The 18,761-nt window shown below is 59.1% G+C and carries 11 protein-coding genes and 1 pseudogene; 11 read left to right on the forward strand and 1 reads right to left on the reverse strand.

Annotated elements, in window-relative coordinates; translation table 11 throughout:
- Window positions 1–76: 76 nt before the first annotated feature.
- The 8 genes and pseudogenes from HZU72_RS00125 (at window position 77) to etfB (ending at window position 10,845) form a co-directional block, all read left to right on the forward strand.
- Window positions 77–938: pseudogene (locus HZU72_RS00125) on the forward strand (MFS transporter).
- 297 nt (window positions 939–1,235) lie between these two features.
- Complete coding sequence (gene gbdR, locus HZU72_RS00130) at window positions 1,236–2,381, forward strand: choline metabolism transcriptional regulator GbdR (protein ID WP_180089451.1); 1,146 nt, start codon at window positions 1,236–1,238, stop codon at window positions 2,379–2,381.
- A gap of 249 nt (window positions 2,382–2,630) precedes the next feature.
- Complete coding sequence (locus tag HZU72_RS00135) at window positions 2,631–3,608, forward strand: dipeptidase (protein WP_180089453.1); 978 nt, start codon at window positions 2,631–2,633, stop codon at window positions 3,606–3,608.
- A gap of 229 nt (window positions 3,609–3,837) precedes the next feature.
- On the forward strand, window positions 3,838–4,383 hold the full coding sequence (locus tag HZU72_RS00140; RefSeq protein WP_180089455.1) for a DUF5943 domain-containing protein: 546 nt from the start codon (window positions 3,838–3,840) through the stop codon (window positions 4,381–4,383).
- 23 nt (window positions 4,384–4,406) lie between these two features.
- On the forward strand, window positions 4,407–6,491 hold the full coding sequence (gene dgcA, locus HZU72_RS00145; RefSeq protein ID WP_180089457.1) for a dimethylglycine demethylation protein DgcA: 2,085 nt from the start codon (window positions 4,407–4,409) through the stop codon (window positions 6,489–6,491).
- 199 nt (window positions 6,492–6,690) lie between these two features.
- Window positions 6,691–8,706 (forward strand): (Fe-S)-binding protein, encoded by a 2,016-nt coding sequence (locus tag HZU72_RS00150; protein ID WP_180089459.1) that lies wholly within the window; start codon window positions 6,691–6,693, stop codon window positions 8,704–8,706.
- Window positions 8,703–10,013 (forward strand): electron transfer flavoprotein subunit alpha, encoded by a 1,311-nt coding sequence (gene etfA, locus HZU72_RS00155; RefSeq protein ID WP_180089461.1) that lies wholly within the window; start codon window positions 8,703–8,705, stop codon window positions 10,011–10,013. The genes HZU72_RS00150 and etfA overlap by 4 nt, the downstream gene beginning before the upstream one ends.
- Window positions 10,003–10,845 carry an electron transfer flavoprotein subunit beta gene (gene etfB, locus HZU72_RS00160; protein ID WP_180089463.1) on the forward strand — a complete coding sequence of 281 codons (843 nt, stop codon included), beginning with the start codon at window positions 10,003–10,005 and terminating at the stop codon, window positions 10,843–10,845. The genes etfA and etfB overlap by 11 nt, the downstream gene beginning before the upstream one ends.
- Before the next feature lie 154 nt (window positions 10,846–10,999).
- Here etfB and HZU72_RS00165 read toward each other — a convergent pair whose 3' ends face one another.
- The gene (locus HZU72_RS00165) at window positions 11,000–12,580 is read right to left on the reverse strand and encodes a BCCT family transporter (protein WP_180089465.1); all 1,581 of its coding nucleotides are present in this window, start codon (window positions 12,578–12,580) and stop codon (window positions 11,000–11,002) included.
- 244 nt (window positions 12,581–12,824) lie between these two features.
- Between HZU72_RS00165 and fdhA the strand changes: the two genes are divergently transcribed.
- From fdhA to fdhF, 3 genes are all read left to right on the forward strand, one after another.
- On the forward strand, window positions 12,825–14,015 hold the full coding sequence (fdhA, locus tag HZU72_RS00170; protein WP_180090113.1) for a formaldehyde dehydrogenase, glutathione-independent: 1,191 nt from the start codon (window positions 12,825–12,827) through the stop codon (window positions 14,013–14,015).
- A gap of 152 nt (window positions 14,016–14,167) precedes the next feature.
- The gene (locus HZU72_RS00175; RefSeq protein WP_180089467.1) at window positions 14,168–15,886 is read left to right on the forward strand and encodes an NAD(P)H-dependent oxidoreductase subunit E; all 1,719 of its coding nucleotides are present in this window, start codon (window positions 14,168–14,170) and stop codon (window positions 15,884–15,886) included.
- Window positions 15,887–15,902: 16 nt separating this feature from the next.
- Entirely contained in the window at window positions 15,903–18,758 is a 2,856-nt protein-coding gene (gene fdhF, locus HZU72_RS00180) for a formate dehydrogenase subunit alpha (RefSeq protein WP_180089469.1), read from the forward strand.
- Window positions 18,759–18,761 lie beyond the last annotated feature (3 nt).

Consider the following 18,761-nt stretch of genomic DNA (forward strand, 5'->3'; position numbering starts at 1 on the left):
TCATCGCGGAAGTTGCGAAGACAATGCTCATAGCGACCTTAGTATACATGCAGCCAATGGCAGTGGAGGGCTCCGCATGAAAGCGTTGTCGAACATGGGGTTTGCCCTATTTGGAGCCGCGTTGGTGGCGATCAGTTACGGGCTTGCACGTTTTGCCTTTGGTCTGTTTGTACCTTCTATCAGTGCCGAGCTTTCGCTGACGTCTTACCTGGTCGGCATTATCGGGGCGCTGCCGTTTATTAGCTTTGTGCTTTCCACACTGGTCGCGCCTCATTCGGCTTACGGTTTTTGCTTTCGCGATGGGCTTTGTATCTGCGCCGTACTGGCTTTTTGCTCCCGATCTGGCGGTGTCCCTTGGCGCACTGTCTCCAGGGCACACCGGTTGGCTATGGTTCGCGGTAGGGGTCGCCGGGCTCGGCGGCGCCGTAATAAGTGATTTGGCCGACCGTAATAACCCACCCATTACACAGGCATTGATGTTGATGATGCTGTCTTCAAGCTTGGTGTTGCTGGCCGCTAGCCCTGGTCAATTAGCGCTGGCGATGTTTTCCGCGATGGTTTTCGGCCTTGCTTACATGAGCTTAACGGGGCTTTACCTGATGACCGGCATCCGGCTGCTGCCTGGGCGGTTATCGATGGGGCCGGTGTTACCCTTTATGGCCTGCGCACTTGGGCAAGCGGTGGGCTCGCCGGTGATTGGTGTCCTTGTCGACAGGCTTGAGTATGCGGATGCGTTTTCGATCTTTTCGGTGGTCGGCATTCTGGTCGCGGTGCTATCACCGCTTTATCCGGGCCACATCGACTATTTGGCAGAGGAAGAAGAGCCGCAACCGGCAGAGGCTGAAGATACTGGCCTCCAGGCCGCTTACGATCATCAACTGTTGGATGAGAACGGTGACCCCATCAAACCTGTTGCTGAAGATGCCGAGACCTCTTAGCTGACGTAAGCGGCTAGCCAGCTTAGGCGCTTGGCGAGAGGCTGCATTGCATTATCTTCCATGCCCTTACAAAGGTTTCGGAAGCGACCTCCAGTGTTGCATTTGCGACGGAGAGCCAAGTTCGCGCAATCGTTTTGTCGCTATCCGCCCTATTCGTGCCAATATACGACCAAAGAGCAATGCCACCCCTGAACTAGTGAGTGTTCACGCTAGTAAAGGGAAACTAAAAGACGCCAGCGACGCCTACATACTAATAAGAAAAAAAAAGATGATTAAAAGGTGACGGAGGGTAAAACCATGACATCAAATCTAGCAAAAGACCCGGCAGCAAATACCAATCGTGCGGGCGAACCGCAAACCCTTGGTTTTCTACTATTAGATAATTTCACACTGATTTCCCTGGCGTCGGCGATAGAGCCTTTACGGATGGCCAATCAACTGGCCGGTCGTGAGTTGTATCGCTGGTTTACCCTGACCCAAGACGGTCTGCCCGTACGCGCCAGCGATGGGCTGCAGGTGACTCCTGATGCCTCTATGCAGACCCCGCTCTCGCTTGAGTGGGTGGTCGTTTGTGGGGGGGTAGGTCCGCAGCACAGCGTTACCCGTGAACATATACGTTGGCTTCAGTCACAGTCACGCCAGTTAAAACGATTAGGCTCGGTATGTACGGGCAGTTGGGCACTAGGGCAGGCCGGGTTGCTGGATCACTATGAGACCAGTGTGCATTGGGAATGTCTGGCCTCCATGCAGGAAGCTTTCCCCAACGTTATTCTGACCCCGCATCTTTTCTCTATTGATCGTGACCGTTTCACCGCTTCAGGCGGCACTGCGCCGCTCGATATGATGCTCAACCTGATTGCTCACGACCATGGGCGCGAGCTTTCGGCAGGCATCTCCGAGATGTTTATCTATGAACGCGTGCGTAACGAGCAGGATCAGCAGCGGGTACCTCTTAAGCACGTGCTGGGCACCACTCAGCCTAAGTTGTTAGAGATTGTGGCGTTGATGGAATCCAACCTTGAAGAACCCATTGAACTCGATGAACTGGCAAGCTATGTGAATGTTTCACGGCGCCAGTTGGAGCGGTTGTTCCAGCGCTATTTGCTTTGCTCACCGTCTCGCTATTACCTCAAGCTGCGTTTAGTGCGCGCTCGGCAATTGCTCAAGCAAACGCCCTTATCGATTATCGAGATTGCCTCTGTTTGCGGTTTTGTGTCCACGCCCCATTTTTCCAAGTGTTATCGTGAATACTTTGGTGTGCCGCCGAGAAATGAGCGCTTGGGTGTGCATGACCGCCAAGGAAATAACCACACTAAGTCCCCATCGTTAATCAAACGATGGGGGGGCGAGCCTTACAAAAGCGAACCTCTTTCGAGTGCCCAGCAGGCGCTTGCCTATGCCCAGGGCGAGCCTACCTTTGCCAGCGTGCCGCTCTTGAACTGATACCCATTGGGATAACCAACATTCTAAACGTGCTGCCCGCCTACGGGGAGCACGTTTTTTTATGAATACTACTCACTATTTTAATATTACTCCGTTGCCATGTTTGCAGGTACATGTTTGCAGGAGCATGAGTCGTTGTCGTGTTCACGACACAATGACGCTTTTGGAATTTCCACCGTCGTTTCCAAGAGCAGTCCAACCTAACGTCAGCGCTATGCTCGCTACATTAACCAATGTTGGAGCTTAGCCATGACCCCCTCTGAATTGCACAATGATGCCATCGTTATTGATGGGCTGATCATCGCCAAATGGAACCGTGAACTGCTCGAAGACATGCGGCGCGGTGGTCTTACCGCGGCCAACTGCACTGTCTCTGTGTGGGAAGGTTTTCAGGCCACGGTCGATAATATCGTCAAGTCCAACCAGCTGATGGCGGAGTGCAGCGACCTGGTGCGCCCGGTACGGACGACTGCTGACATCACTCGCGCAAAAGAAGAGGGCAAGACCGGCATTATCTTCGGCTTCCAGAATGCCCATGCCTTCGAGGATCAGATCGGCTATGTCGAGATCTTCAAACAGCTGGGCGTGGGTATCGTGCAGATGTGCTACAACACCCAGAATCTGGTAGGTACCGGCTGTTACGAGCGTGACGGCGGCCTGTCTGGCTTTGGCCGCGAGATTGTTGCCGAGATGAATCGGGCCGGCATCATGTGCGACCTCTCTCACGTCGGTGCCAAGACCTCCGAAGAGGTCATTCTCGAGTCCAAAAAGCCTGTCTGCTACTCCCACTGTCTGCCCTCCGGCCTTAAAGAGCATCCGCGCAACAAATCTGATCAAGAGCTGAAGTTCATTGCCGACCACGGCGGTTTTGTGGGTGTCACCATGTTTGCGCCGTTCCTCAAAAAGGGCATCGACTCAACCATCGAAGACTACTGCGAGGCGATCGAGTACGTCATGAATATCGTCGGTGAGGACGCTATCGGCATCGGTACCGATTTCACCCAAGGGCATGGTCAAGAGTTTTTCGAGTGGTTGACCCATGACAAGGGTTACGCCCGCCGCCTCACTGACTTTGGCAAGATCATCAATCCCAAAGGAATTCGCACCATTGGGGAGTTCCCCAATCTCACCGAGGCACTCCTCAAGCGCGGCTTAAGTGAGACCCAGGTGCGCAAGATCATGGGCGAGAACTGGGTGCGTGTGCTTAAGGACGTGTGGGGCGCCTGAGGATACCGCCATAGCGAGGGACGGGCGCCAGAGGTAAAGCCGCAGTAGTGCCCTGACACGCGGCTTTACCGGCGATAGGCCTACGAGGGGGCGCTGTGAATCCCTCCCTGGACGCTACTTTTGCCATCCATGGCAAAAGACCCCCTCTACGGCCTATCCCCGGCGCCGCTCGCCTTGCAGAACGGCTGCTTAGCTACTCCATAACAATCAAGATTTGAGGAATACAACCGTGACCAAACTGGCCCCCGCACTGCCCATCGAAGTAGATAGCGAGACCGGCGTATGGACGAGTGACGCCCTGCCGATGCTGTATGTGCCGCGACACTTTTTCATCAACAACCATGTGGCCGTCGAAGAGGCGCTGGGTGCCGAGAAGTATGCTGAGATTCTCTATCACGCTGGCTACAAGAGTGCTTGGCACTGGTGTGAAAAAGAGGCCGAATGCCACGGCATCGAAGGTGTGGCCGTCTTCGAACACTACATGAATCGCCTCTCCCAGCGTGGCTGGGGGCTTTTCCTCACTGAGCAGATCGATCTCGAATCGGGCACGGCTCAGGTGCGTCTCGAACACAGCGCTTTCGTTTACCAATTGGGCAAGACCGGTAAAAAAGAGGAGTACATGTTCACCGGCTGGTTTGCCGGCGCCATGGATCAAATCCTCGCTGTCCGCGGAAGTTCACTGCGTACCGTTGCTGAGCAGACGCAGAGTGCCGCCGAGCCTGGCTGTGATGTAGGCGTCTTCGCCGTCCAGCCGCTGACCGACGCTGCCCGCTAACTGGGGTACGAGGAGAGACAAGCATGGCATTCGACGCAATTTTCGAGCCGATCGAGATCGGCAAGCTGACCATCCGCAACCGTGTGGTCAGTACCGCTCACGCTGAGGTGCATGCCACCGACGGCGGTATGACCACTGAGCGCTACGTCAGGTACTACGAGGAGAAGGCCAAAGGTGGTTGTGGCCTATGTATTTGCGGTGGCTCATCGGTGGTGTCCATCGATAGCCCTCAGGGCTGGTGGAGCTCGGTAAACCTGTCTACTGATCGCATTATTCCGCACTTCCAGAATTTGGCCGATGCCGTGCATAAGCATGGCGGCAAGATCATGATTCAGATTACCCATATGGGGCGCCGCTCCCGCTGGGATGGTTTCGACTGGTCGACCCTGGTATCACCCTCCGGTATCCGCGAGCCGGTGCACCGCTCGACCTGTAAGACCATTGAGGAAGAAGAGATCTGGCGTATTGTCGGCGACTTTGCCCAGGCCGCGCGCCGGGCAAAGGAAGGCGGCCTCGATGGTGTTGAGCTCTCTGCCGTGCACCAGCACCTGATCGACCAGTTCTGGAGCCCACGAGTTAATAAGCGTGAGGATGAGTGGGGCGGTAGCTTCGAGAACCGTATGCGCTTCGGTATGGAAGTGCTTAAAGCGGTGCGTGCTGAAGTGGGCGACGACTTCTGCGTCGGCATGCGCATTTGCGGCGACGAGTTCCACCCGGACGGTCTTTCTCACGACGATATGAAGCAGATCGCCGCCTACTACGATGCCACCGGTATGGTGGATTTCTTCGGCGTTATCGGTTCTGGCTGCGACACTCACAACACCCTCGCCAACGTCATTCCTAATATGTCCTACCCGCCGGAGCCTTTCCTACACCTGGCGGCGGGGATCAAGGAAGTGGTGAACGTGCCGGTGATCCACGCCCAGAACATTAAGGATCCCAATCAGGCCCAACGTATCCTCGAAGGGGGCTATGTAGACCTGGTGGGTATGACCCGGGCACATATTGCCGACCCTCACCTGATCGCCAAGATCAAGATGGGCCAGATCGATCAGATCAAACAGTGTGTGGGCGCTAACTACTGCATCGACCGCCAATACCAGGGCCTGGACGTACTGTGCATTCAAAACGCCGCGACGTCCCGAGAGTACATGGGCCTGCCGCACATCATTGAGAAAACAGAGGGCACCAAACGCAAAGTCGTCGTGGTGGGCGGCGGCCCCGGCGGTATGGAGGCAGCACGGGTAGCCGCTGAGCGCGGTCACGATGTCACTCTGTTTGAGGCTGCTGACGCTTTGGGAGGGCAGATCACGATTGCCGCCCAAGCGCCCCAGCGCGATCAGATCGCCGGTATCACCCGCTGGTTTCAACTGGAGCTGGCGCGGCTAAAAGTCGATCTGCGTCTGGGTACTCGTGCCGATGAGGAAACGCTGCTCGACCTGCGTCCGGATATCGTGGTGCTAGCCACCGGTGGCCAGCCCTTCCTTAGCCAGCACCCCGAGTGGGGCTACTCGGAGAATGCCGAGGAGAGTCTGGTGGTCAGTACCTGGGATATTCTCTCAGGCAAAGTGGCGCCCGGTAAAAACGTGTTGATTTATGACGCCATCTGCGAGTTCTCCGGCGTCTCGGCGGCGGATTTTATCGCCGATAAGGGCGCCAAGGTGGAGATCGTCACCGACGATATCAAGCCCGGCGCGGCGGTGGGCGGTACCACCTTTCCCACCTACTACCGCAGCCTCTACGAGAAGGAGGTGATCATGTCCTCCGACCTGATGCTGCATAAGGTTTACCGCGAGGGCGACGGACTGGTAGCGGTACTCGAAAATGAGTACACCGGTGCTTTGGAAGAGCGCGTGGTGGATCAGGTGGTGGTCGAGAACGGCGTACGTCCTGATGAAGCGCTTTATTACGCACTTAAAGAACAGTCCCGCAACAAGGGGCAGGTGGATCTGGAAGCGCTTTACGCTATTCAGCCGCAGCCTTGCCTGGTTGAGGAGAGAGGCGACGAAGGGGATGGCTTCCTGCTGTTCCGCCTGGGCGACTGCACGGCACCGCGTAACACCCATGCGGCCATTTACGACGCCTTGCGAATCTGCAAGGACTTTTGACCTGAGCGAGAGCCGGGGCGCCGGGAGCAGACCGTAGCGAGGGTCTTTTGCCAGGGCCGGAAAATGTTCCAAACAATTCCGGCATTTCCGCCATCCATGGCGGGCAGATGTCAAAAGTAGCGCCCAGGGATGGGTTTACAGCGCCCTCGCAGAGGTCTGCTGCCGGAGCAGCCCCGCCGCGAAAGATGAGGTGAGTACCATGCTCGAAACGCTCTTGCCGATACTGATTTTTACTGCCCTGGCCCTGGCAGTAATCGGCGCTCTACGCCGTATACGCCTGTGGCGTCAGGGGCGCCCCTCGCGGGTGAACCTGTTTAAGGGGTTGGTGGCCCTGCCGCGCCGCTATTTGGTGGATCTGCACCATGTAGTGGGGCGTGACAAAATGATCTCCAACACCCACGTGGCCACCGCCGGTGGCTTTGTGGCCGCCGCCGTGCTGATGATCCTGGTGCACGGTTTGGGTATCGCCAACCCATTGCTAGGCGGGTTACTGTTACTGGCTAGCGCCTCCATGTTCGTCGGTAGCCTCTTCGTGGCGCGGCGGCGGCTTAACCCTCCTGCCCGGCTCTCCAAAGGCCCCTGGATGCGCCTGCCCAAGAGTCTGATGGCGTTTTCGATAAGCGTCTTTCTGATCACGCTGCCCACGGTAGGTCTGCTGCCCGAAGGTTTGCTTGAAGGCAGTAGTAGCTGGCTGCTGGCGCTGGTATTAGCGGGCGTCGTGGCCTGGGGGCTGGGTGAAATGTTTTTCGGCATGACCTGGGGCGGGCCCATGAAGCATGCCTTCGCCGGTGCCTTACATCTGGCCTTCCACCGCCGCGCCGAGCGCTTCTCCACGAAAAAAGGTGGCGGCCGCTCAACGGGTCTAAAGGCGCTAAACCTTGAGGATGAAGCGACGCCTCTAGGCGTGGAAAAGCCTGCCGACTTTACCTGGAACCAGTTGCTGGGCTTCGATGCCTGTGTGCAGTGTGGTCGCTGCGAGGCGGTGTGCCCGGCGTTTGCCGCCGGTCAGCCGCTCAACCCCAAGAAGCTGATCCAGGACATGGTGGTGGGTATGGCCGGGGGCAGCGATGCTGCCTATGCTGGCTCCCCGCACCCTTCACAAGGGCTTGGGGGCAAGCCGGTAGGTGAACACGCAGGCTCTCCCCATGGGCCCATTGTGGCGCTGCAGGGGAAGGCCCTGGTCGACGCCGATACGCTCTGGTCGTGCACGACCTGCCGCGCTTGCGTGGAAGAGTGCCCGATGATGATCGAGCACGTGGATGCGATCGTCGATATGCGCCGCCACCTTACCCTGGAGCGTGGCAAAACGCCCAATAAAGGCGCCGAGGTGCTCGACAATTTGATCGCCACCGACAATCCCGGCGGTTTCGATCCAGGCTCGCGGCTCAACTGGGCGGCGGATCTTAACCTACCGCTCATGGCAGATCTTAAGCAGGTCGATGTGCTGCTATGGCTAGGGGACGGCGCCTTTGATATGCGCAACCAGCGCACCTTGCGCGCACTGGTCAAAGTGCTGCGCGCCGCTGAAGTCGATTTCGCGGTATTGGGCACTGAAGAGCGCGATAGCGGCGATGTGGCGCGGCGCCTGGGCGATGAAGCGACGTTCCAATCCCTGGCGAAGCGCAATATTGCCACTCTGGCTCAGTATCGCTTCCTGCAGATCGTGACCTGCGACCCCCACAGTTTTCATGTGCTGGGCAATGAGTACGGCGAACTAGGTGGTATTTATGATGTACGCCACCACAGCACTTTTATTGCCGAACTGTTTGATGCTGGTCGCTTGACCTTTGCCCCTTGGAAAGGCGGCAGCGTCACCTATCACGACCCGTGTTACCTGGGCCGCTATAACGGTGAATACGAGGCACCACGCAACGTGCTTAAGGCGCTGGGCATTGAGGTCAAGGAGATGGAACGCTCCGGCTTCCGCTCGCGCTGCTGCGGGGGCGGGGGTGGGGCACCGATTACCGATATTCCCGGTGAACGGCGGATTCCCGATATGCGCATGAACGATGTCAAAGAGAGCGGCGCCGAGCTGGTGGCGGTAGGCTGTCCGCAGTGTACCGCCATGCTGGAAGGCGTGGTGGATGCCAGCGCCGAAGTGCGCGATATCGCCGAACTGGTGGCCGATGCGCTGGTTGAGCGTTCCGCTGACGATGTGTCCGGCGCATCCCGCCAAACCACTGCATCGACGGCTGCTGAAGAGGTGATCTTATGAGTGAGATTATTCGCCGCGATCCGCGTCGCGAGTGGATCGCCCGGAATCGTCTGCATCCTGAGCACGCCAGTGTGCTTGCCGCTCTTGGTGTAAACAGGGGCGGCGACGGTGGGGCCGTCAGCGAGTGGCTAGGCCCCAATGGTGTGGTGCGCAAGAATCCTCGTGCTATCGGCTTTATCGGCCCCAATGGCGTCAAACGGATTGATCGTAGTGGCCTCCAGCAAGGAGGGCAGTCCACCGCGACCACCACGGCGGCCCGCGATAGCCGCCGCACGGTGACCATTGATCAACCTGCCTTCCTGGTGGTTGTGGTGCCCGACCTAACCGGTGGGCGTCTCTCCGGACATGACAAGGATCTGCTGGGCCTGGCCCGGCGTGTGGCGGATGCCGACGCCGAACAGCCCGGCGCCGTGGTGGCGATCCTGTTTGGGGAGCATAAGGGCGAGGGGGGCGGCGAGCTTAAGGAGCAGGCGCTGGGCGAAGCTGGGATCGATCGCGTCGTGCATCTTGATGATGAGTTTTACGCAGGGTTTGCTCCCGAGGCACGTCTGGCGGCTTTAAGTGCCGTCGAGCGGGAGATGACACCGCGCTTCTGGTTATTGCCGGACTCACCCCTGGGCGGAGCTGATCTGGGGCGGCGGCTTGCCTTACGCCTGGGTGAACGCGCTGCCACCGGGGTGTGGCAGGTGGAAGCTGATAACGAGGCCCCTTTGGGTTGGCGCTGTACTGCCCGTGGCGCCGCTGGGAGCCTGGATATCCAGCGCCCTCTGCCGCGGGTTGCTCTGGCGCTGGCTGAGTGTGCCGAACCGGTGGATGAGACCCGGCATGCGGCCGAGCACCTGGCCCTGGCAGCGTCAATTCCCACCACTCTATCGCGCATTGAAGACCTGGGGCAGGTGGCGGTGGATCCCGCCGGCGTGGCGCTGGCCGAGGCTGAGTTCATCCTCTCCGGCGGCAACGGCGTCAAGCAGTGGGACGCCTTCCACCATGCCGCGAAAGTGTTGGGCGCTACCGAAGGGGCCTCGCGTGTCGCGGTGGACGACGGCTTTATGGCCCGCGATCGTCAGGTGGGCGCGACCGGCACCTGGGTAACCGCCCGAGTTTATATGGCGGTGGGTATTTCAGGCGCTATCCAGCACCTGCAGGGCATTCAGCGCTGCGACAAGGTGGTGGCGATCAATCTCGATCCGGGGTGCGACATCATCAAGCGCGCCGATCTGGCGGTGATTGGCGACAGCACGCAAATTCTGGCCGCGTTGGTGGCCATGGTGGAACAGCAGCGGGGAGGGCAGCGCGATGCAGCCTGATCTACAGCAGAAGCAACAACAACAGGGGATCGATGTGGCGGTGCTGGTCTCCATAGGCCGTCACCCTACCACCGGTCGTGCGAGGCGCGCCGAACAGGATGCCCGGGGCCTGGAGCTTGCGCTGGCCATAGAGGCCGAGCTGCCGGGCACCCGGATCAGCATGCTCCACGCGGGTTCCCAGGACGATAGCAGCGAAGCAGCTCTGCGCGGCTACTTAGGTATGGCCACAGGCGTCGGCATGGGGCTCGAGTCCATGACCCTGCTCGAGCAGCCCGAGGGCAGCGACGCCATTCCGGCCCTGGCGAAACATTTAGCCGCTACCTCGCCCCAGCTAGTAATCACCGGCGCCCGGGCAGAGCGCGGTGAAGGCTCTGGGCTTTTGCCCTATGCGTTGGCAGAACATCTCGGCTGGCCATTGGTTAATAGCTTGGCGTCGGTAGAAAAGGTGGAAAACGGCGTGGTAACGCTGCTTCAGGCGTTGCCAAGGGGCCAGCGTCGACGTCTCAAGGTGCGCTTGCCCGCCATCATCAGCGTGGATGAAGCAGCGCCGGCGGCGCGTCAGAGCGCCTTCGGCCCGGCGCGTCGAGCCACCTTTGCGATCACACCGACTACCCCTGAAGCCGACAGCGAGCTGGCCCAGTGGCATCTGGCCCCTGCACGTAAACGGCCTAAGCGTCTGAAAATTGTCAAAGCTGCGTCGGCAAGAGATCGATTCAAGGCGGCAGCTTCCAAGTCGGAGGGTAAAGGCGGGCAGGTGCTTACCGACGTTACCCCTGAGCAGGGCGCCGAGGCGATCTACCAGCTGCTCAAGGAAGAGGATGTGCTGCGCTGAAGTTGTTTGAACTTTAGGCTTTTAACCACCGTTCAGGCCCGCCCTTTGTGACGGGCCTGAACGGTTGCTCACGTTTTTATTGTCTATTGGCCAGCAAAGCCTGGATAAACAAGCAGAAAACCGCCCGCTGAGTAGGCGGGCGGTTTAGAGGTGATTAACTGGCGGTTTTTGGCACCGCGTTGAGCTGCTGCCACTCCTTGTGAAGCCCCATATAAAGACTAAAACACATTAGCAAGAGCACTAGCGTAAAGGGTAACCCTGTGGCTACTGCGCCCGCCTGAAGTGCGCTGAGTGCCGTGCTTCCCCCGCCGTAAAGCAGCGCACCGGCAATCACACCTTCCAGTGCGGCCCAGAATACCCGTTGGCCCTTGGGCGCATCGGTTTTGCCGCCTGCGGTGATATTGTCGATGACCAGCGAGCCTGAGTCTGATGAGGTAATGAAGAAGACCAGCACCAGAATAATCGCCAGCGTCGACGTTATGCTGGTCAGGGGCAGCTGTTCCAGCATATGGAACATGGCAAGCGAAACGTCGCCAATGCCGTTGGCCAGTTCACCTACGCCGTTTGAGGCTTGAAAAAGTGCCGTGCCGCCAAAGGCGCTCATCCATACCAGTGTGACCAGCGTTGGCACCAGCAGTACGGCGATCAGAAATTCACGCACCGTGCGTCCCCGGGATACGCGGGCAATGAACATGCCGACAAACGGAGACCAGGAGATCCACCACGCCCAGTAAAAAATCGTCCAGCCGTGGTACCAGGTGTCGTCCTCGCGGCCAATCCAGTTCGACAGCGGCAGAAGGTGGCCCAAGTAGTCCAGCGCCGTGGTGCCAATGCCTGTCAGAATCATCAAGGTAGGCCCCGCTATAACCACAAACAGAAGCAGCGCCGCCGCAATGACCATGTTGATATTCGAGAACAGCTTAACGCCACCGTCGATTCCCCGCCATACCGAGAACAGCGCGATCACCGTGACCACTAGGATGATCGCCAGCTGTGTGCCGATGGTATTGGGAATGCCGAACAAATAGGCGAGGCCTCCAGCTGCTTGGGTAGCGCCAAAGCCAAGCGAGGTGGCCAGGCCAAAGATGGTGGCCAGAACGGCAAGAATATCGATGATATGGCCTGCCCAACCGCGGGTTCGGTCGCCAAGGATCGGGTAAAAGGCGGAGCGAAGCGTCAGTGGCAAGCCTTTGTTATAAGCAAAGAAAGCGAGTGAGAGTGCCACCACGCCATAAATGGCCCAGGGGTGCAGTCCCCAGTGGAACATGGTTGCTCCCATGGCGGCGCTGGCGCCCTCTGGCGTCCCCGCCGGTGCATTCAAGGGCGTTCCATACCAGTCGGTGTAGTAGGCTACTGGCTCTGCAACGCTCCAGAACATTAGGCCGATACCCATGCCCGCTGCAAACAGCATGGCGAACCAGGAGGTGCGCGAGTATTCCGGCTTTGCATCTTTGCCGCCTAGACGAATCCGCCCGAGTGGCAGGCAGATCAGTACAAGGCAAAACACCACAAAAATATTGCCAGCAATCATAAACAGCCAGTCGAAGTGTTCAATCGACCAGTTTTTGGCAAGCCCTAAGTGAGTATTAGCAGCATCTGGATAGACCAGCGCGTAGATAATAAACAGTAGGATGGCTAGAGCGGAAAGCGGAAAGACGGGGTTATGAAAGTCCAACCCCAAGATCTGAGTATTGTCCTGTCCGGGCGACAGAACCGGGTCGTCGTTGTTATTCATTGGGTTTCCTTGGTGGCTCTTGTTAGGTATCGGATATGCGTCACCATCGCCGACGCTATGGATTGTTGGCCCTGTTGTGGAGGAGGAGTGTCGTGAAAGCGACCTCTATCTATCCATCTTGGTTAGGATGTCTTGAATAGATACGTGAGTGCCTTTTTGGGGTAAGTCCCAAGGTGCGGAGGGGATAGGGTGGGACAGCGCAATCAACCATCACGAACAGAACAATAAGCCACAGGAGCCAGCCATGAATGCAGCCAACCGCGGAGTGGTCTACAAGGGGCCGGGAGAGGTCGCCGTTGAGTCCATCGCCTATCCTGAACTCGCCCTCGGCAATCGCAAGTGCGATCACGGCGTGATTCTCAAGGTAGTTACCACCAACATCTGTGGCAGCGACCAGCATATGGTACGCGGCCGCACCACCGCACCATCGGGCCTGGTGCTTGGCCACGAAATCACTGGCCTGGTCGTCGAGTGCGGGCGTGACGTCGAGTTTATTCAACCCGGCGACCTGGTTTCTGTGCCGTTCAATATTGCCTGTGGTCGTTGCCGCAACTGTAAAGAAGGCCGCACCGGTATCTGCCTCAACGTCAATCCATCTCGCCCTGGCGCCGCCTATGGCTATGTGGATATGGGCGGCTGGGTCGGCGGCCAGACCGAATATGTCATGGTTCCCTATGCCGACTTTAACCTGCTGAAGTTTCCGGATGCCGATCAGGCCATGGAGAAGATCAAGGATCTGACCCTGCTCTCCGATATCTTCCCCACGGGGTTCCACGGCTGCGTAACTGCCGGTGTCGGCCCCGGCAGCACTGTCTATGTTGCCGGTGCTGGCCCAGTAGGTCTGGCAGCCGCGGTTTCCGCTCAACTGCTGGGTGCGGCCTGTGTGATCGTCGGCGACATGATCGAAGAGCGTCTTGCCCAGGCACGCAGCTTTGGCTGCGAGACTATCGATCTGACCCAGGACGGCGATATGGCCGACAAGATCGAGGTGATCCTCGGCGAGCGTGAGGTCGATGCCTTTGTCGACTGCGTGGGCTTCGAAGCCCACGCCTGTGGCTGCAATCACGGCAAAGAAGCGCCCGCGGCCGTGCTGAACTCGGCGATGTCGTTGACTCGCGCGGGCGGCCAGATCGGTATTCCGGGGCTGTACGTTACGGAAGACCCCGGCGCGGCTGACGATGCTGCCAAGCAGGGTGCTCTGAGCATGCGCTTTGGTCTTGGTTGGGCCAAATCACACAGTTTCCATACTGGACAGTGCCCGGTGATGAAGTACCATCGACCACTCATGCAGGCTATTCTGTTTGGCAAGGTCAATATTGCCGATGCGGTGAATGTCCAGATGATCACTCTGGATCAGGCCCCCCAGGGCTACGCCGACTTCGATGGCGGCGCTGCCAAGAAATTCGTCATTGACCCCCATGGCAGCTTGGCTTAATAACTTATTTAATATGTACTGAGTAACAAGGCCTGAGCAACAAGCCCTAATCCCTGCCTGAGGGCAGGTTAGTGCGACCCTAGACGGCGCCCCGAGGGGTGCCGTTTTTGTTCATCCGGTATAAAACCGATCAAGATAATAATGAGTACCCCATGACCGTCCAGACCGTGACCCCCAAGCGCCGCTTTCGCGGCAAGCCCCGTGGCCGTGATCTCGATCCCAGTCTTCTTGAGGGGTTGCGTGACCTGCTGGGCGACGAACGACAGAACGCCACGCTGCGCCGCCGCGACCTACTCATTGAACACCTGCATACCATTCAGGACTCCCGGGGCCATCTACTGCTGGCGGATTTGCGTGCCCTGGCGACTTACATGAACCTGCCCATGGCGACCGTCTACGAAACGGCCACTTTCTATGCTCACTTTGACGTCATCCACGACGATCAGTTGCCGCCGCCGGCAGTGACTATTCGCGTTTGCGATTCCCTAACCTGCCAGCTAGCCGGTGCCGAGACGCTCAAAGCACAGCTTGAAGCGAACGTGGATATCGAACAGGTACGGGTGCTGCGGGCGCCCTGCATGGGGCGCTGTGACACGGCGCCGGTAGCCGAAGTAGGGCACCATCATGTGCTGTTCGCCACCCAGGCGCGTATCGCGTCGGTGATTGAGACGGCACACTTTCACCCCGACCCTGTCGACTGGCAGCGACTGGACGACTATCGCGGCGAAGGCGGTATGGCCTTGCTTCAGGCCTGCCACAGCGGCAGCGTTACGGTAGAAACGCTGATGGAGGCGATGCAGCAGGCCAATCTGCGCGGCCTGGGTGGCGCAGGTTTCCCTACCTTCAAAAAATGGACGTTCGTGCGCCAGGAAACCGGCCCCCGCTACTGCGCTATCAACGCCGACGAAGGCGAGCCCGGTACCTTCAAGGATCGCTATTACCTGGAGCGCTCACCCCACCAGTTTCTTGAAGGGGCCCTGGTCAGCGCCTGGGCTGTAGATGCCGAGGCGCTGTATATCTATCTACGCGATGAGTACCCAGCGTTGCATAGCGTGGTGCGCGAGGCGATTGGGGAGCTTGAAGCTGCCGGCCTAGTGGCGCCGGGTTACATCGTGCTGCGGCGCGGCGCGGGTGCTTACATCTGCGGCGAAGAGTCGGCGATGATTGAGTCCCTGGAAGGCAAACCGGGCAAGCCCCGCCATCGTCCGCCGTTTGTGGCCCAGAAGGGGCTCTTTGACCGTCCAACGCTGGTCAATAATGTCGAGACCGTCTACTGGATTCCCATGATTTGGCAGCGCGGCGCGGAGGCTTTTTCTAGCCAAGGACGCAACGGCCGTGTAGGGCTGCGTAGCTTCTCGGTCTCGGGCCGGGTCAAACAGCCCGGTGTATATTTGGCGCCTGCGGGCATCACGCTCAACGAATTGGTTGACGAGTATTGCGGTGGAATGGCCGATGGCCATCGCTTGGCAGCCTACCTGCCCGGCGGTGCTTCGGGCGGTATTCTGCCCGCTAGCAAGGCCGATATCCCCCTCGACTTCGATACGCTTCAGGAGCATGGCTGTTTTATCGGTTCCGCTGCGGTGATCGTGCTCTCCGATCAGGACGATCTACGCGGGGTCGCGACCAATCTGCTGGCGTTCTTCGCCGACGAGTCCTGTGGTCAATGCACACCCTGCCGGGTGGGCACGGAAAAAATGCTCACCCTGCTCGAACGCAACGAATGGGATGCCGGGCTGATGACGCAGCTCTCCCAGGTGATGATCGATGCCTCCATTTGCGGGCTCGGCCAGGCGGCCCCCAACCCGGTGCTGGGGCTGCTCAAGGCTTTTCGCGGTGAACTTGCCGCCCAGAACGTAATCGTCAAGGGGTAGGGGGATGAACATGAGCATGAGCGAACAGACTCTAGGCACTAGCTTCACGCTGACGCTGGACGGCGTAGAAGTCAGCGCCCACCCAGGTGAAAGCCTCTGGCAAGTGGCCAAGCGCGCCGGCGAGACCATTCCCCACCTATGTTTCAAGGATGCCAGCGGCTACCGCGCCGACGGCAACTGCCGCGCCTGTATGGTGGAAATCGAGGGCGAGCGGGCGTTGGCCGCCAGCTGTCTGCGCGAAGCGGCCCCCGGTATGGTGGTCAAGAGCGCCAACTCCGAACGAGCCTATACGGCCCGCAAGATGGTCATGGAGATGCTGCTGGTCGACCAGCCTGTGCGGGAAGAGAGCCCCGACAGCTCAAGCCATTTCTGGGCCATGGTTGACCAGCTGGCCATTGATGCCACGGCGGTGCGCCGTAAGCTGCCCAGGCGCGACGAGCGCGCGGCGCCCACCGTGCACCATGTGGCGTCCCGGGCGGATAGCCTGGCGCAGGACAGCAGCCACTCTGCCATGCGCGTCAATCTTGACGCCTGCATCGAGTGCAACCTGTGTGTGCGCGCCTGTCGCGAAGTACAGGTTAACGACGTTATCGGCCTGGCTCACCGTGGGGCGGCGTCCAAGATCGTGTTCGATTTCGACGACCCTATGGGGGATAGCACCTGCGTGGCCTGTGGCGAGTGCGTTCAAGCCTGCCCCACCGGCGCCCTGATGCCCGCCACCCTGGTCGATCAGGCGGGCCGCGGCGATTCTGCCGTCGCCGACCGTAAGGTCGACTCGGTATGCCCCTACTGCGGGGTGGGTTGCCAGCTCACCTACCATATCAAGGACGATGAGATCCTTTATGTGGAGGGCCGCGACGGCCCCTCTAACGAGAACCGGCTATGTGTTAAAGGCCGCTTCGGCTATGACTATCCGCGCCATCCATCCCGGCTGACCACCCCACTGATTCGCCGCGAAGGTGTCGCTAAAGGGATTGATCCAGACTTCGACCCCGCCAAACCTCTGACGCATTTCCGCGAGGCGAGCTGGGATGAAGCCCTGGAGGCTGCCGCCAGCGGGCTTGTGAACCTTAAAGCGGCCCATGGCCCTGATGCCCTGGCGGGGTTCGGCAGCGCCAAGTGTTCCAACGAAGAGGCGTGGCTGTTCCAGAAGTTGGTGCGTACCGGCTTTGGCTCCAACCATGTGGATCACTGTACCCGCTTGTGCCACGCAAGCTCAGTGGCGGCACTCATGGAGTGTATTGGTTCAGGCTCGGTAACCGCCTCCTTTATGCAGGCCAGCCAGGCCGACGTGGTGATTCTTACCGGCTGTAATCCCGCGGTAAACCATCCGGTGGCGGCCACCTTCTTTAAACAGGCCGCCAAGCGCGGTACCAAGATAGTGATAATCGACCCCCGTGGTCAGTCGCTGGATGCCTACGCCCACCTGAGCGTGCGCTTTTCACCGGGCGCCGACGTGGCCCTCTTTAATGCCATGCTGAATGTGGTCATCAGTGAAGAACTTTATGATACGGCTTATATCGCCGAGCATACCGAGGGCTTCGAGGCCCTGAAAATTCATACCGTCGACATGACCCCCGAAGCGATGAGCGGTCTGTGCGGCGTTGAGCCCGAGACCATTCGCGAGGTGGCTAGGCTCTATGCCAACGCCGAGCGGGCAATGATTTTCTGGGGCATGGGCATTTCCCAGCACACCCACGGCACCGATAACGCCCGCTGTCTTATCTCACTGGCCCTGGCTTGTGGTCAGACTGGACGCCCTGGCACCGGCCTGCACCCTTTACGGGGGCAGAACAATGTTCAGGGGGCGTCTGATGCGGGGCTGATACCCATGGTCATGCCGGACTACCAGCCGGTGAACGATGATCAGGTACGCGCGGCGTTCGAAGAGCTATGGAATACAAAACTGGATCCCACACCCGGCCTCACCGTGGTGGAAATCATGGACGCCATCACCGCGGGCACTATTCGCGGCATGTATATCCAGGGTGAAAACCCGGCGATGTCCGATCCGGATCTGGCCCATGCCCGGGCCGCCCTGGCCAAGCTGGAACATCTGGTGGTACAGGATCTGTTTGTCACCGAGACCGCCCAATTCGCTGATGTCATCCTGCCGGCCTCCGCCTGGCCTGAGAAGAATGGTACCGTTACCAACACCAATCGCCAGGTGCAAATGGGGCGTGCGGCGCTGCCGCTGCCGGGCCAGGCCAAGCCGGACTGGTGGATTATCCAGGAAATCGCCAAACGCTTTGGCCTAGACTGGAACTATCAACATCCACGGGACGTCTTCGCCGAAATGAAACAAGGCATGCCCTCACTCGACCATATCTCCTGGGAGCGTCTGGAGCGCGAGCAGTCGGTGACCTATCCCTGCCCAGCGGAAGACGCGCCGGGGCAAGACGTAGTCTTCAGCGATGCCTTCCCCACCGCCAGCGGCCGGGCGAAATTCGCGCCCACGCGCCCGCTGCCACCGGATGAGCCGGTAGATAACGACTACCCAACGGTGCTGACTACCGGGCGCCAATTAGAGCACTGGCATACGGGTTCCATGACCCGCCGTGCCAAAGTGCTCGATGATCTGGAGCCGGAAGCCGTGGCGAGCTTGGCGCCCGCTGAGCTTATCCGGCTTGGGATGGCGCCAGGCGATGACCTGACGATCACCACCCGGCGAGGAGCCATCACCCTCAAAGTAAGGACGGATCCGGGCATGCCAGAGGGTATGGTCTTCGTACCCTTTTGTTACGGGGAAGCAGCAGCGAATCTATTGACTAATCCAGCGCTGGATCCCTATGGCAAGATTCCGGAGTTCAAATATGCGGCCTGCAGCCTTGCCTCTGGCGGAAAGTTGCCCGCTGATGGTGGAACTATATAGATA

Origin of the sequence: Vreelandella sedimenti, from assembly GCF_013416325.1 — a bacterium.
Classification (GTDB): domain Bacteria; phylum Pseudomonadota; class Gammaproteobacteria; order Pseudomonadales; family Halomonadaceae; genus Vreelandella; species Vreelandella sedimenti.